15 protein-coding genes are annotated in these 14,174 nt (G+C 73.8%); 9 read left to right on the top strand and 6 right to left on the bottom strand.

What is annotated here, in order from left to right; genetic code table 11:
- Positions 1 to 88 precede the first annotated feature (88 nt).
- Entirely contained in the window at positions 89 to 1,411 is a 1,323-nt protein-coding gene (locus tag AB0J87_RS40155) for a cytochrome P450 (RefSeq protein WP_363974918.1), read from the bottom strand.
- 86 nt (positions 1,412 to 1,497) lie between these two features.
- Between AB0J87_RS40155 and AB0J87_RS40150 the strand changes: the two genes are divergently transcribed.
- The 4 genes from AB0J87_RS40150 (at position 1,498) to AB0J87_RS40135 (ending at position 4,292) form a co-directional block, all read left to right on the top strand.
- Positions 1,498 to 2,016 (top strand): hypothetical protein, encoded by a 519-nt coding sequence (locus AB0J87_RS40150; protein WP_363974701.1) that lies wholly within the window; start codon positions 1,498 to 1,500, stop codon positions 2,014 to 2,016.
- 42 nt (positions 2,017 to 2,058) lie between these two features.
- The gene (locus AB0J87_RS40145; RefSeq protein ID WP_363974699.1) at positions 2,059 to 2,430 is read left to right on the top strand and encodes a hypothetical protein; all 372 of its coding nucleotides are present in this window, start codon (positions 2,059 to 2,061) and stop codon (positions 2,428 to 2,430) included.
- Between the two features lie 48 nt (positions 2,431 to 2,478).
- Entirely contained in the window at positions 2,479 to 3,057 is a 579-nt protein-coding gene (locus AB0J87_RS40140; protein ID WP_363974696.1) for a TetR/AcrR family transcriptional regulator, read from the top strand.
- Between the two features lie 83 nt (positions 3,058 to 3,140).
- Complete coding sequence (locus AB0J87_RS40135; protein ID WP_363974693.1) at positions 3,141 to 4,292, top strand: MFS transporter; 1,152 nt, start codon at positions 3,141 to 3,143, stop codon at positions 4,290 to 4,292.
- Here the strand turns inward: AB0J87_RS40135 and AB0J87_RS40130 are convergent.
- Positions 4,252 to 4,728, bottom strand: a complete 477-nt coding sequence (locus AB0J87_RS40130; RefSeq protein ID WP_355195699.1) for a MarR family winged helix-turn-helix transcriptional regulator — start codon at positions 4,726 to 4,728, stop codon at positions 4,252 to 4,254. The genes AB0J87_RS40135 and AB0J87_RS40130 overlap by 41 nt on opposite strands.
- A gap of 102 nt (positions 4,729 to 4,830) precedes the next feature.
- Here AB0J87_RS40130 and AB0J87_RS40125 point away from each other — a divergent pair, with 102 nt between their 5' ends.
- The 5 genes from AB0J87_RS40125 (at position 4,831) to AB0J87_RS40105 (ending at position 10,920) form a co-directional block, all read left to right on the top strand.
- Positions 4,831 to 5,568 (top strand): phytanoyl-CoA dioxygenase family protein, encoded by a 738-nt coding sequence (locus tag AB0J87_RS40125; protein WP_363974690.1) that lies wholly within the window; start codon positions 4,831 to 4,833, stop codon positions 5,566 to 5,568.
- Between the two features lie 79 nt (positions 5,569 to 5,647).
- The gene (locus AB0J87_RS40120; RefSeq protein WP_363974687.1) at positions 5,648 to 7,243 is read left to right on the top strand and encodes a S8/S53 family peptidase; all 1,596 of its coding nucleotides are present in this window, start codon (positions 5,648 to 5,650) and stop codon (positions 7,241 to 7,243) included.
- A complete protein-coding gene (locus tag AB0J87_RS40115) occupies positions 7,243 to 7,848 on the top strand; it encodes a sigma-70 family RNA polymerase sigma factor (protein WP_363974684.1) in 606 nt (201 codons plus the stop codon). The genes AB0J87_RS40120 and AB0J87_RS40115 overlap by 1 nt, the downstream gene beginning before the upstream one ends.
- Positions 7,845 to 8,348 (top strand): hypothetical protein, encoded by a 504-nt coding sequence (locus AB0J87_RS40110; RefSeq protein WP_363974681.1) that lies wholly within the window; start codon positions 7,845 to 7,847, stop codon positions 8,346 to 8,348. Before AB0J87_RS40115 ends, AB0J87_RS40110 begins: the two co-directional genes overlap by 4 nt.
- 55 nt (positions 8,349 to 8,403) lie before the next feature.
- Positions 8,404 to 10,920: a CHAT domain-containing protein gene (locus AB0J87_RS40105; RefSeq protein WP_363974678.1), complete on the top strand. Its 2,517-nt coding sequence runs from the start codon at positions 8,404 to 8,406 to the stop codon at positions 10,918 to 10,920.
- A 47-nt stretch (positions 10,921 to 10,967) separates the two neighbouring features.
- On the opposite strand, the gene AB0J87_RS40100 is transcribed toward AB0J87_RS40105, so the two are convergent.
- The 4 genes from AB0J87_RS40100 to AB0J87_RS40085 form a co-directional block, all read right to left on the bottom strand.
- Complete coding sequence (locus AB0J87_RS40100) at positions 10,968 to 11,318, bottom strand: STAS domain-containing protein (RefSeq protein ID WP_363974675.1); 351 nt, start codon at positions 11,316 to 11,318, stop codon at positions 10,968 to 10,970.
- A gap of 87 nt (positions 11,319 to 11,405) precedes the next feature.
- Positions 11,406 to 12,839: an MFS transporter gene (locus AB0J87_RS40095; protein ID WP_363974672.1), complete on the bottom strand. Its 1,434-nt coding sequence runs from the start codon at positions 12,837 to 12,839 to the stop codon at positions 11,406 to 11,408.
- Positions 12,840 to 12,948: 109 nt separating this feature from the next.
- The gene (locus AB0J87_RS40090) at positions 12,949 to 13,548 is read right to left on the bottom strand and encodes a TetR/AcrR family transcriptional regulator (RefSeq protein WP_363974669.1); all 600 of its coding nucleotides are present in this window, start codon (positions 13,546 to 13,548) and stop codon (positions 12,949 to 12,951) included.
- A gap of 26 nt (positions 13,549 to 13,574) precedes the next feature.
- Entirely contained in the window at positions 13,575 to 14,018 is a 444-nt protein-coding gene (locus AB0J87_RS40085; RefSeq protein WP_350727734.1) for a CBS domain-containing protein, read from the bottom strand.
- Positions 14,019 to 14,174: the final 156 nt, after the last annotated feature.

Here is a 14,174-nt window from a genome sequence, read left to right as displayed (position 1 = left end):
CGGGCCGGCCGTCGAAGGGTCGTGGGGTGATCGGCGGGTGTCAGGCATCGGGTCGGCCCCCGCAAGGCCGTGGGGTGATCGGCGGGTGTCAGGCATCGGGCCGGCCCCCGCAAGGCCGTGGGGTGATCGGGCCGCGGGGCACCGCGATCACCGTGCAGCCCCGGTCGGGCTGGTGGGTGATGGCGACGCGGTTCATCCCCTCGTCGCGCGGATCGGCGGCGGAGAGGATCACGCGGCGGGTCACGACGTGCAGGAACGTCGAGATCTGCAGCAGCGCGAAGTGCTTGCCCACGCACACGTGCGGCCCGGTCCCGAACGGCAGCCAGCTGTACGGGGCGGGACGCCCCTCCAGGAACCGTTCGGGCCGGAAGGCCGACGGGTCGGCGAAGTGCCGGGGATGGCGGTGCAGCGCCCGCAGCGCCACCAGCAGGTTGGTGCCGGGTTCGACCCGGTAGCCGCCGAACGTGAGCCGCTCGCGCGCCACGCCCAGCGGCACGGTCGAGGTCGAGGGCCGCAGGCGCAGCGTCTCGCAGGCGACCGCAGTGGCGAACCGGTCGTCCTCGCCGTGCAGGGCCTCCGCGGTCAGCCGGTGGAGCGCGGACGGGTGCCGTACGAGCCGCTCGACCGCCCAGGCCACGCCCAGCGCGGTCGTGGTGTGCCCCGCCAGCAACATGGTCAGGACCTGGTCGACCAGCGCCTCGTCGTTGAGCCGCCACCCTTCGGCGGTGCGCGAGGCCATCAGCAGGCTCAGGACGTCGTCACCGGTGTCGCCGTCGTGGCGGCGGGCGATCTCGCCCCTGACCAGCCGGACGCAGCGGGCGCGGAGCCGTTGCGCGGACGGCCAGAGCCGGATGGCGCCCAGCCCGCGCAGCGCGAAACGGACCATGAGCTCCTCCGTCAGCGCCACGTTCAGGAGCTCGCGCACCAGCGGCCGCCACACCTCCAGGCGCCGCCGGTCCAGCCCGAGCAGCGAGCGCAGCGCGATCTCCAGCAGCGCCTCCCACAGCAGCGGCAGCAGCTCGAACGGCATCCCGGCCGGGAACCCGTCCACCGTCCGCCCGGCCACGTCGGCCACGATCTCGCGGTGGCGCCGCACCGCCCTGCCGCCCAGCAGGGGCAGCACCAGCTTGCGCATCCGGTGGTGGTCGGCCCCGTGCTGCGCGAAGATCGACCGCGGCCCCCACGCCGCCGCCGTGGGCCGGCCCTCGAACGGGTCCAGCGGCGCCGTCATGACCTCGCCGATCAGCGCGGGATCGCGCATGAGCGCGACCCGCCCGATACCCGGAGCCCAGAACGCGAACACGTCGCCGTAGCGTTCGAAGGCCCGGTCGAGGAGGTGCTCCCCCCGCACGAGGTACGCGGGCAACCCCAGCAGAGCCAGCCGGCCGGGGCCTGGGACGGGACGCGCCATGGTCACCCGCCGATGGTAGGAAAGGGCACCCGCCCGATGCCTCGTGCAACGCCGGGAGCAGGTAAAACGGGGGTGTGCGATTCGGCGTGCGGCAGTTTGAACTGTCCCTGATGCACCGGATGCGCGATCTCAACCCCGCGCGGGTCGAGGACGCGCTCCGGGTCATGGGCGCGACCAGGGCGGAGCTGCGGGCCGCGCACGCCCAGTGGACGAGGATGCTCCACTCGCCGAGGGCGCCGAAGACGCTCCGGCCGCTGCTCGGCCGCCCCGTGTACGAGGGCACGACCGCCGTGGGCAGCCTGACCTGCGGCGTGTCCCGCTGGGCCCTGCCGTCCTGGCCCGGCCTGGAGTTCGAGGTCCTGTACGGGCCCGGCGGCGAGACGTGGAACCAGTGGTTCGTCCGCCCCGGGGACCCCAGGACGCTGTCCTTCGCCGAGCTGGCGCCCTGGAGCTGCGTGGTCGCCGACGTCGCCGCGAGCTTCCCCGGCGCCGTCCACCAGGAGGGCCAGGCCCCGCACCACTGGGCGGTCGACTTCGCCCACGGTGGCGCCACCCATCGCGCCCGGTTCGTCTACGGCCTCTGCCAGCGGATCGACGCCCGGTAGCCCGCCGCCTCCTCTTCAGAGATCATCGGCTGGAAGGCTTCGATGATCTCTGAAGAAAAGGTGACGAACATGCTCCGCGCCCTCGCCGTATCGGTGGCCGCCGGGATCCTCTCGCTCGGGGGATCGCCTCCGGCTCAGGCGGCGATCACCTGCCTGCCGGAAACGCCTGTCTGCCAGGAAGTCCGCGGGGTGCCCGGCGACCGCTTCTACTGGTTCGAGATCCAGCCCGCGCCGGCCACGGCCGTCTTCACCTTCATGGTGAACGATGTCCTGACCCCCGGCTCTCTCACGACGTCCACCTCCGGCACGGCGCTCGAAGGGGACTTCCGGCCCGCTGTGGTGCTGGTCAGCGGAGACGAGGTATGCATGCGCGTCAGCACCCTGAGCGGCGAGTTCTGCGCCACCACGCCCTAGCCCGGACGGTTCTTTACTGGTCTGTACAAAATCCGCTAACCTCCTCCCATGGGCAGGCCACGGGAGTTCAGTGATCGGGCGGTCGTCGACGCCGCGATGGAGGTCTTCTGGGAGAAGGGGTACGAGGCGACCTCCACCCAGGACCTGTGCGAGCGCACCGGGCTCGGCCGCGGCAGCCTCTACAACGCCTTCGGCAGCAAGCACCGCCTCTACGAGGAGGCGATCCGCCGCTACGCCGAGACCAAGGCCGAGGCGCAGCTGGCGATGCTGGCCGAGTCCGGGTCGGTGCGCGCGCGGCTCAGGGACCTCATGCTCGGCGTGATCGACGCCGACATGGCGGACCCGGGCCGGCGCGGCTGCCTGGCGCTCAACGCCGCCACCGAGTTCAGCGGGCGCACCGAGGCGGTCGCGGGGCTGGTGCGGCGGCAGTTCGCCGACCTGGAGCAGGCGCTTCAACGGCTGGTCGAGATCGGCCAGAGCACGGGCGAGCTGTCGTCGGACCGGTCGCCGCGGCAGGTGGCGCGGGCGTTCCAGAGCGCCTACTACGGCCTGCGCGTGCTCGCCAAGGTCACCGACGATCGGGCCGCCCTCCTCGACGTCGTCGACGGGGCCGTCGCCGCCCTGTAGCAGCCCCGGCCGCGGTTCACGGAGCCGCGGCTTTTTGCCGCCCTAGTTCTGTACTGATCTGTAAAGAAAGAGAGCGAAGATCGATGAGGCTCAGTGTGCCGTCGCTGATGTTGTGCGTGTTCGGGATAACGACCGGCGAGTTCGTCATCGCCGGCATCCTCCCGGGCATCGCCACCGACCTGGCCGTCTCGATCCCGGCCGCCGGGCTGCTGGTGACGGCGTACGCCATCGGGATGATCGTCGGCGGGCCCGTGCTGACGGCCCTCACCGCCCGCTTCCCGCGCAAGCCGCTCATCCTGGTGCTGCTCGGGATCACGATCGCCGGGAACCTGGCCTCCGCGCTCGCCCCCGCGTACGGCGTGCTCTTCGCGGCCAGGGTCGTCACGTCGCTGGTGACGTCCACGTTCTTCGCCAACGCGATCGTCATCGCGGTCTCCACCGCCGCGCCGGGCAAGCAGGCGTCCACCGTCTCCAAGCTCGTCTTCGGCATGAACCTGTCGATGATCCTGGGCGCGCCGATCGGCACGTTCATCGGGAACGCCCACGGCTGGCGGGCCACGTTCCTGGTGGTCGCGGCGTGCTGCGCGGCCGGGTTCGCGCTGGTCGCGCGGCTGGTGCCGGACGTGCGCGAGCCGTCCGGCGGGGGCTCGGCCGTGAGCGAGCTGCGCGTCTTCCGCGACCGGGACGTGCGGCTCGCCATCGCGGTCACGGCCGTGGGCAACGCGGGGCTGCTCATGGTGTTCACCTTCTTCGCGCCCCTGGTCACGGACGTCACCGGCTTCGCCGGCGGCGCGGTGGCGGCCCTGCTGCTGGTGTACGGGGTGGGCGCGGCCGTGGGCAACCTCCTCGGCGGCCGGCTGTCGGACCGGGCGCCGATGGCCGCGCAACTCGGGCTGCTCGGCGTGCTCGCGGCGGTGCTCGTCCTCATGTGGGCCGGGAGCGGCAGCACGGCGGTGACGGCGGTCATGGTGTTCGTGCTGGGCGCGGCGGGGTTCGCGGTCATCCCCGGCATGCAGGCGCGCGTGCTGGCCACCGCCTCGGCGGCGCCCACCCTGGCGATGGCGGTGAACGCCTCCGCCTACCAGCTGGCCGCCGCGTTCGCCGCCTGGCTCGGCGGGCGCGTCATCGACGGCGGGCTCGGGCTGCGCTCCCTCTACGTCGTGGCCGCCGTGGTCACGGTGGCGGGCATCGCGGTCAGCTCGTACGCCTGGCATCGCTCCCGCGTACCGGCCTGACCCCCGCGAAGGCGGCGTGGACGGCGTCGGCGATCTGGCGCTGGATCGGGTCGGCCTCCGGCCCGAACAGCAGGTCGTCCACCCGGGACACCGCGCCCGTGGCCGCCTCGAGCAGGCGCGCGCCCTCGGGCGTCAGCTCGATCGTCGACGCCGACCCGGCGCGGGCCGTGCTGTCGCGCGCCAGCCCCGCCGCGACCAGCGCCTTCACCGCGGTGTGCACGCTCTGGACCGTCGTCCCCGACATCCGCGCCAGCTCGCTGAACGACACCCCGGGCACGCCGGATATGTGACCGAGCAGGCCCAGCCGGCTGACCGTGAGGTCGAGCGGGGCCAGGGCGGCGGCCAGCTCGGTCTCGATCCGGCGCGCCAGCGTGAGCAGGACGATCGAGGGGCTGGTCACGGGCGGACCGGGGCGATCGGCGTTCTCGGTGGTCACCCCACCAGTCTCCCGCACCCGCGCGGCCACGGCTGCGAGCGCACCCGCAGGAGTGGGAATCACTCGGAGGGACGGCACGGGGCGGACGCGCGGGAGAGTGCGATGACCGATTCGGCGATGGTGCGGTTCTACCAGGACAACGGCTACCTGCTGGTCAAAGGGCTGCTCGGCGCGGCGGAGGCGCGGGCGTACCGGGAGGAGTGTCACGCGGTGCTCGCGCGGCTGCGCCCGACGGACCCCACGTGGGGGAGCGCGCGGGGGATCGGCGGGGCGGGGACCGAGCTGCGGCACTGCCACGACGCGCAGTTCCACTCGGCCGCCTTCGCCCGGCTCATGGTGGATCCGCGCTTCACCGATGTCGCCGCGGCCCTGATGGGCTCGCAGAACGTGCAGCTCCACCACACCAAGATCTTCGTCAAGCCCGCCGAGAAGGGCTCGCCGTTCCCCATGCACCAGGACGCCGCGCACTTCCCGCACACCCGCCACACCATGGGCGCGGCGATCTTCCACTTCGACGCCGCGCCCGAGGAGAAGGGGTGCGTGCGCGTCGTACCGGGCAGCCACCGGTACGGGCCGCTGCCGCACCTCGAGGCGGGCGGGTGGCACCTGCCGCTCGCGGAGTGGCCGCTGGAGGCCGCGGTCCCGGTCGAGGCGGAGGCCGGGGACGTGCTGTTCCTCAGCTATCTCACCGTGCACGGGTCCGGGGTCAACCGGGCGGACGAGGCGCGTACGACCCTGCTCATCCAGTACCGCGACCCCGAGGACCAGCCCGCCGACGACGTCCACCGCTCCCGGGGCCAGGGCATGATGCTCCGCGGGATCGACCCGACGGGATCGTGACCATTCCGTTATCGACCTCTCGTATCGAGGCGGGGGCGCCGCTCTCGTACGCCACAGAGGGAAGAACGGAGACGGTGAGATGAGCATCGACTACATCCGCGAACCAGCTGCATCGGGCGGCTCCGAACGATTCGGGCCGCCCTGGCAGGGCATCACGCTTCCCCGCGAGATCCTGGACCGGCACGGCGCCAGGATCCTCGACCCCTGGGGCGTCCCCCTCGACCCGGGCGAGCGCCGCCCCGACTCCACAGTCTACCGTTCGGACGTGCTGCTCTTCCCCGGGCAGGCGCTCCGCTCCGACGAGGTGGTCTCCTGGATCGACCGGGCGCTGTCCGGGATCCAGCTGGAGCTGTCGCCGGTCAGCGTCAGGCGCGCCCGCGAGCGGGATTACGGGCGCGAGACCGTCTGGCTGCCCGGCGTGCTGGAGATCCAGAAGGAGGCGCACGACATCGATGTCGACGCCTGGCGCGCTCTCCGCGTCGTGCGCAGGGCGCTGCGCGCCGAGTCCGACGGGTGGCCGTTCAAGGCGGTGCTCGCCACGATCTCGCTGGACCACCTGTTCGTGGGCTCGGCCACGAGCGGCATCGGCTCGCTCAGCCTGGGCGGCGAGCCCGCCACCAGCGGCCACGCCGTGATCGAGGAGCCGCTGACGAGCGCCCGGCCGGGGTACGGACGCGTGCCCGTGACCGTGGTGGCGGGGCCGCCGCGCCGCAGGCCGCTCGCCCAGCTCGGCGGGCGCAGGATCACGGTGGTCACGCTGGACACCGGCGTGACGGAGCACCCCTGGTTCAGGCCGGTGACCGACCCCGACGCCTTCCTCACCGTCGATCCGGCCGGGCAGCAGCTCATCGAGGACTCCCACCCCGCCTACCAGGGCCGCGACGTCGCCAAGCTCGTCGGCTACGAGGACCTCGGCGAGCTGCCCAACCCGCTCGTCGGCGTGCTGAACTCCCACACCGGGCACGGCCTCATGCTCGCCGGCCTCATCGCGCAGATCGCGCCGGACGCCCGCGTGCTCATGTACAAGGTCATGCACAGCGACGGCGTGGTCCCCCTCGAGGCCGTGCACGCGGCGCTCGACCGGCTGCCGGCGCTCATGGCCTCCGGCACCGCCGTGGACGTGCTGTGCTGCTCCTTCGGCGGCTTCTCCGAGGCGGGCGACCCGGCCATGCAGGCGCTGTTCGACAAGGTCAACCAGCTGCGGGCGCGCGGCGTCATCGTGGTCAACGCCGCCGGCAACTACGCCACGACCAGGCCGTTCTACCTCGCCGCGCTGTCCGAGACGGCCGTGCCCGGCCCGCCGCTGGCACCCATGCTGGGCGTCGCCGCCAAGAACCCCGACGGCACGATCGCCATCTTCAGCAACGAGCACCCCGCCGTCCGGTGGCGCGCTCCGGGCGCGATGGTGGTCAGCACGTTCCCGCCGAAGTTCAGGGGCGCCCAGAACGCGATGCTCACCACGGGCGAGCGCGCCTCGCTCGACTGCGACGCCGTGGGGCCGTTCTGCGGCTGGAGCGGTACGTCGTTCGCCGCCCCGATCGTCGCCGGCACCATCGCCGCCGAGCTCACCAAGACCCTCGGCCAGGTCGGCGTCGATCCCGTCCAGCGGGCCAGGCAGGTCGTCGACGCGATGGTCGACGACAAGGCCGTACGGCCGGAAATCGTCCCCATCTGATGACCGGCGACCCCGCACTCGAACGCGCGCCCGCTCCCGGCCGGCGCCGCGACCGGATGGCCGCCCTGCTGGTCGAGGCCAGGGAGGGCAAGAGCGGCGCGCTGGACGCCATCGTCGCCGAGCTGACGCCCGTGCTCTGGCACACCGCCAGGAACCAGGGCCTCAGCCCGCAGGCGGCCGAGGACGTCGTCCAGACGACCTGGCTGATCCTGCTGCGCCACCTGCACACCATCGCGGCGCCGGGCGCGCTGATCGAATGGCTCGTCACCACCGCCCGGCGCGAGGCGTGGCGGGTCAGCGCCTCCTCGCGCAAGGACGACCTGCCGGGCGACGACGCGTTCGAGGAGCTGCCCGACCCCGTGCTGACGCCGGACGAGCTCCTCGTGCACGACGAACGGCGGCGCGCGCTCTGGCAGGCCGTCGAGAGCCTGCCCCAACGGTGCGCCGAGCTGCTCAGGATCATCGCCTTCGTGCCTCGTCCGCACTACGACGCCGTGGCCGCCGCTCTGGGCATGCCGATGGGCAGCATCGGACCCACGCGCGGCCGGTGCTTCGCGAAGTTACGCCGCCTGCTCGCGAAGGACCCCGATTGGAGCCCCCGATGAACCCGGCCGACGGGACCGACCCTCCCCCCTTCACCGCCGAGGACCAGCTCCTCATCGAGGACCTCGCCGACGTCTACCGCACCGTCGACCCGGTCCCCGCCACGCTGGTCGAACGCCTGCAGTTCGCCCTGGCCCTCGAATCCCCCGAGCCGGACTTCGAGATCCTCCGCCCGCAGGAGGAGGCCCCGCTGCCGGCGGGCGTCCGGGGCGGCGAGGACAGCCGTACGATCACCTTCGACAGCGAGGTTCTCACGATCATGATCAGCGTGACCGCGCGGGACGAGGACGCCGTACGCGTGGACGGCTGGCTCGCGCCGCCGGGCGACCACCTGGTCGAGCTGCGCACCGGCGAGGGCCCGCGCACGGTCAGGGCCGACGACCAGGGCCGCTTCGTCCTGGACGCGGTGCCGCGTGGCCTGTCGCAACTCGTGGTGCGCCAGGGACTGGACGATCCGGCGCGGGCGACGATACTGGCGGTGACGCCCTCACTCATTCTCTGACCACCGCGAGGCGCGATTGCGGGACAGCGGGCGTGCAGCGTCGCTCCGGGAGCGAGTGGAACGCCTGCACCGGCTCAGCGTCGAGGCGACCGACAACGGCCGCCCGGCCCTGGCCGCCCGCAGACTCCGCCGGGCCCTCGCCCTGCTCGAATCGGCGACCGCCGTCGGTTCCGCGGACGAGGACCGCGACGGCTCTGACGGCCTGGTCGCCCGGGTGCTCACCAGCCTCGCGCACGCCGAGGCCGAGCAGGGGCGGACCGAGCTCGGGATGGAGCTGCTCGACCGGGCCCAGCGCCGCGCGCCACCGGCCGCGCTGGCCATCGTGCACGCCCAGCGCGGCCTGATGCACCTGCGCATGGGCGCCGGCACCGAGGCGCTCCGGGAGCTGGACATCGCCGCGCCCCTGCTCGCCGACGGCGACCGGGTCGAGCTGGCCAGGGTGCTGCTCAACCGGTCGGTCATCCACCTCATGGCCGGCCGGATCCGCCTGGCCAGGGACGACGCGCGCCGCAGCGCGCAGCTCGCGCACGCCCACGGGCACGAGGTGATCGCCGCCAAGGCCCTGCACAACGACGGCTACTGCGACCTGCTGCTCGGCGACGTGTCGGCGGCGCTGGCCGTGTTCGCCCGCGTGGACCGGCTCTACGAGGATGTCAACCCCGGCTTCCGCCCGGTGCTCGCGCTCGACCGCGCCAGGGCGCTGCTGGCGGTCGGCCTGACGGACGAGGCGGGGCGCGTGCTCGACCGGGCCATCGACGGGTTCCGCAGGCAGCGCCTGATGCAGGACTACGCCGAGGCGGAGCTCGCCCGGGCGCAGTGCGCGCTCGACGCGGGCCGGCTCGCCGAGGCGCGCGCCCGGGCGCGGCGCGCGGAGACGCACTTCAGGCGCCGGGGGAGCACGGCGTGGGCGCTGCGCGCGGCACTCATGCGCCTGCGCGGCGAGGAGGCGGGCGCGGCGGGGCGCGTGGCCAGGCGGGCGGCGGAGCTGTCGGCGGGGTTCGCGGCGTTCGACATGGCGGACGACGCCGAGCTGGCCCGGCTGGTCTCGGTCAGGGCCCTGATCGCCGCCGGCCGCCTCCCCGAGGCAACAGCCGCCGCGTCGGGAGGTGGTGCGGGGTCGCGGAGGGCGTCGTTGGAGGTGCGGCTGATGCGGCATCTCGCCGCCGCCGAGCTGGCGGGCGCGCGCGGGGAGCGGGGCCCGGCGCTGCGCCGGGTGCGGGCCGGGCTGGCGCTCGTGCACTCGCACCGCGGCCGGCTGGGCAGCCTCGACCTGCTGACCGGCGTGGCCGCGCTCGGCGCGGACCTGGCCGCGTACGGGCTCACCACGGCGCTGGCCGGCGGGTCGGCCAGGCAGGTGTTCGCCTGGTCGGAGCGGTGCCGGGCGCAGGCGTTCCGCCACCGGCCGACGCGCGCCCCCGAGGACCCCGCGACCGCCGAGGCGCTGGCCGAGCTGCGCCAGCTCGCCGAGCGGATGCGCGCCGACGAGGCCGCGGGACGCCGGCGGCCCGGGCTGCGCAGGCGCTGCCTGGAGCTGGAGCAGGTGATCAGGGAACGCGGCTGGCAGCTCCCCGGCGTCGGCCCCGGCCTGGCCCCCGCCCCCGTCGGCGCGGTCCAGGAGGTGCTGGCGGCCGGCGACGATGCCATGGTCAGCCTGCTCAACGTCGGGGGCAGGCTGCTGGCGCTGGTGCTCGTGCGCGGCCGGTGCCACCTGTACGAGCTCAGCGCGTACGAACCGGTCGCCGAAGCCGCCCGCCGACTGGCCGGAGACCTCAACGCGCAGGCCGGGCGCACCCTGCGGCCCGCGCTGAGAGAGGTGATCGAGGCGTCCGTCCGGCGGCAGCTGGCGACCATCACCGGCGCGGTCATGGCGCCCCTGCGGCAGGTGTTGTCCGGCGCGCGGGGGATCGTCGTCATCCCGACGATGGGCCTGTCCGCCGTGCCCTGGGGCCTGCTGCCCGACCTGCGCGGCCGGCCCCTGGTGGTGGCGCCGTCCGCGCTGGTGTGGCTGTCGGCCGGGCGCGGGCGGGCGCCGTACGGGCCTGACGGCCCGCCCGTCCTGGTCGCCGGGCCCGGCCTGGACCACGCCGAGACGGAGGTCGAGCGGCTCGCGGCCGTGCACCCCAAGGCGCGCCGGCTCAGCGGCGGGCTGGCCACCGTGTCGGCCACGCTCGAGGCGCTGGACGGCGCGTCCCTCGCCCATTTCGCCGCGCACGGGCACCACGAGCGCGAGAACGTGTTCTTCTCCCGCCTGGACCTGGCCGACGGGCCTCTCATGGCGTACGACCTGCAGCGGCTCGGCCGGGCCCCCGGGCACGTCGTCCTGTCGGCGTGCGACGTGGGCCAGGCGGTGGTACGGGCGGGGGACGAGCTGCTCGGCTTCACCGCGGCGCTGCTCCATCTGGGCACGTCCACCGTCATCTCCAGCCCCACCCGGGTGCCGGACCACGTCGCCGAGGCGGTCATGACGGCCTACCACCGGGGCGTGGCCGAGGGCGCGGCCCCGGCCGACGCGCTGGCGGCGGCGTCGGCGGGGGAGCCCGCCGCCACGTTCATGTGCTTCGGAGCCGGCTGATCACAAGAGGTTCGGCCGGGCGGCCGGAGCCCGCCCGTGGAGCGTTTCTAGGAGGCCAGGGCGGCGGTGATGGCGCCCTCGACCGTGTCGTGCACGGGCACGTGGGCGATGACGCCGGTCAGCTCGAAGAGCCGGGCGGGCATGCGCTGGACGGCGGCCAGGTGGACCGCGCCGCCGTCCTTGAGGCAGTTGGTGGCGCAGGTCAGCAGCACGTGCAGACCCGAGCTGTCCATGAACGGCACCTCCGACAGGTCGAACACCAGCCTCCCCGCGGGCGCCGGCTGGACCTGCGCGATGTACGCCTCGAGCTGGGCGCGGTTGGCGGCGTCCATCTCACCGATCACGGCGATCACGGTCACGCCGGGCAGTTGCTGGTGCGCCAGCCTCAGTCGCGGCATCTATGCCTTCACCGCTCTCGCCCGGCTTAAGTTGACCATCAATGAAGGATAATGCGCCGGAGACGTTGGCGATATCCCGGTTTTTCGTCAGTGACCGTGACCGTGACCGTGGCCGTGGCCGACGAACGCCGCGGCCGGTCGGCCCGGCGGCACCAGCCCCAGCGAGACGGCCGCCGCGACCACCGCGACGACGGCGCACAGCGTGAGCCCCGCGACGAAACCTCCGACGCCTCCCGCCGAGCCGGGCGCGAGGCTCGACGCGGCGACCGTCGAGACGGCGGCCACGCCGATCGAGCCGCCGAGCTCGTGGAAGGTGTTGATGACGCCGGACGCCACGCCGTTCTCGCCGGGCGGGATGTTCGCCATGGTCGTCGTGGTGGCCGTCACGAACGCCGGCCCGATGCCCAGCGCCGCCAGGACGAAGCCCGGCAGCAGCGTGGTGTACGCGCTCGCGTCCGGTGAGATGCGCGTCATCAGCGCCGCCCCCGCCGCGGTCAGCACGAAGGACGCCACCGCCACCGGCCGCCCGCCGATCCTGCCGATGAGATGCCCGCCGAGCTGCGCCCCGATGGTGATCGCGATCGCCACGGGCAGGAAGAGCAGGCCCGTCTCCAGCGCGCTGAACCTCAGCACGTGCTGGAGGTAGAGCGAGCTGAGGAAGAACAGCCCCAGCATCAGCCCCGTCGCCATCAGCATGACGAACGTCCCCGAGATCACCGGCCGCCTGGCCAGGGTCTCGGCGCGCATCAGCGGTGACCGTACCGACCGCTCGACCACCACGAACAGGACATACAGCAGCACCGAACCGGCCAGCGGCAGCACCGTGCCCGCAGCGCCCCAGCCGGCGTCGCCGGCCGTCACCAGCCCGTAGATCAGCAGCGCCGTCGCCAGCGTGACCACCAGCGCGCCGGGCACGTCGACCCGCTCGCCCCGCCCGCGCGCGGGCGGCACCAGGGCGGGCACGGCCGCCAGCACCACCAGCCCGATCGGGACGTTGACGAAGAACACCCACGACCACCCCGGTCCGGCGGTCAGCACGCCGCCGACCAGCACGCCCAGGGCCGCCCCGGTGCCGCCGATGGCCGCCCAGACGCCGAGCGCCCGGCCGCGCCGCTCACCCGTGAAGGTGGTGGTGATCACGGCCAGCGCGGCGGGGGAGAGCAGCGACGCGCCGACCCCCTGCAGCGCCCGTCCGGCGATGAGCGCGGCGCCGCTGCCGGCCAGCCCGCACAGCAGCGAGGCCGCCGTGAACAGCCCCAGGCCCGCCAGGAGCGTGCGGCGCGCGCCCAGCGCGTCCGCGAGCCGCCCGCCGAGCACCATCAGCCCGCCGAAGCAGAGCGTGTATGTGGTCACGACCCAGGTGAGGGACTCGCGGTCGAGCGCGAGGTCCACGCCGATGGTCGGCAAGGCCACCTGTACGACGGTGATGTCCACGATCAGCATGAACTGGGCCAGGCACAGCAGCACCAGCACACCCCATCCGCCGGTGCGCCGCCCGGCGGGAGCCGTATCAAGGCTCATCGGATACCCTCCTTAACTTGAACACTGATGTTCAAGTTAGCACGCATGAACCATACGTGGGTAGGGCATGCTGAAGGGCCGCGGGAGCCCGCGGTCAGGGCCGGTAGGGTTACGGCCGGGTGGGGGCGAGCAGCGAGAGCATCGTCCTGGTCAGCACCAGCTCGACCTCCTCGGGCACCAGCCGCCCCGCCTCACGCTCCTGCGCGGCGGCGTGGATGATCGAGAAGAACGTCGTCACCAGCCACTCCGACGGCAGGTCCGTACGGAACTCGCCCGTGCGCTGCCCGCGCACGATGAGCCGCTCCACCCGCCGCAGCGGCCTTTCGTGGTGCTCCCTGATCCGCTCCGTGGCCAGCACCCGGTCGGCGGCCACGAACAGCCGGCGGTGCCGGTCGAGCACCTCCCACGACGAGCGCAGCAGCCGCGCCATGGCCTCGGGCGCGGGGGCCGTGTCGAGCGAGTCGTCCGCCAGCACCGCGTCCGCCACCTCGACCGCGTGGTCGAGCACCGCGTCCACGAGCGCCTCCCGCGACGGGAAGTGGCCGTACAGCGTCACCCGGCCCACCCCGGCGGCCTTGGCGACGTCCGCCACGCTGGCCGTGGGGTCGGCGCTGAGCAACCTGGTGCCGGCTTCGAGGATCGCGGCGATGTTGCGCTCGGCGTCCGCGCGCCGGGCGGGTACGGGCTGTCGTGCCGCGGTCTTGGCCATGCGACCAGCCTACGACGCCGCGCGGGTCACAGCTCCAGGACATGGTCCAGCAGCGACTGCAGCGTGACCGCACCCACCAGCCGGCCCCCGTCGACCACGGCGACCAGCGGGCTGCGCGTGCGCGCCATCAACGCCGCCAGCTCCAGCACGGTCGCCTTCAGGTCGGCGACCGGCAGCTCCTTCGGCTGCTCGGGCAGGCACTCCCGCACGGTCCTGCCCCCGAGCCGCCGCAGGAACAGGTCGGCGTGGGCCTCGTCCACCACCCGGGCCAGCGCCGGGTCGTCCTGGCAGTAGGCGGGCACCGCCAGCCGCAGCACCTGGGTGCCGGGCAGGATGCTGAGGGGGCGCCCGTCGGGATCGACGAGGATGAGCCCCGGCAGGTCCTGCTCCGCCAGGAGCTTCGCGGCTTCCAGCGCCGGGGTGTCCAGAGTGACCGTCGGGAAGTCGACGGCGAGATCGCGTGCGCGCATCAGTGGCCTCCGGCGCCCAGCCTACGTCGCCGCCGCCTCCCTCCGGCGGGAGGCGGGGGCGTCAAAAGCGCGCAGGGTTCGCGTCAAGGACGCGTAAGTGCGCCGGCGTCACCCGGGCCTGTTACGGTAGTGCGCGGTGCGCCGGGAAGTCTGGTC

It is taken from the genome of Nonomuraea sp. NPDC049625 (assembly GCF_040675285.1).
GTDB classification, from domain to species: Bacteria; Actinomycetota; Actinomycetes; order Streptosporangiales; family Streptosporangiaceae; genus Nonomuraea; species Nonomuraea angiospora_A.
This window is presented reverse-complemented; position numbering and strand designations above follow the sequence as displayed.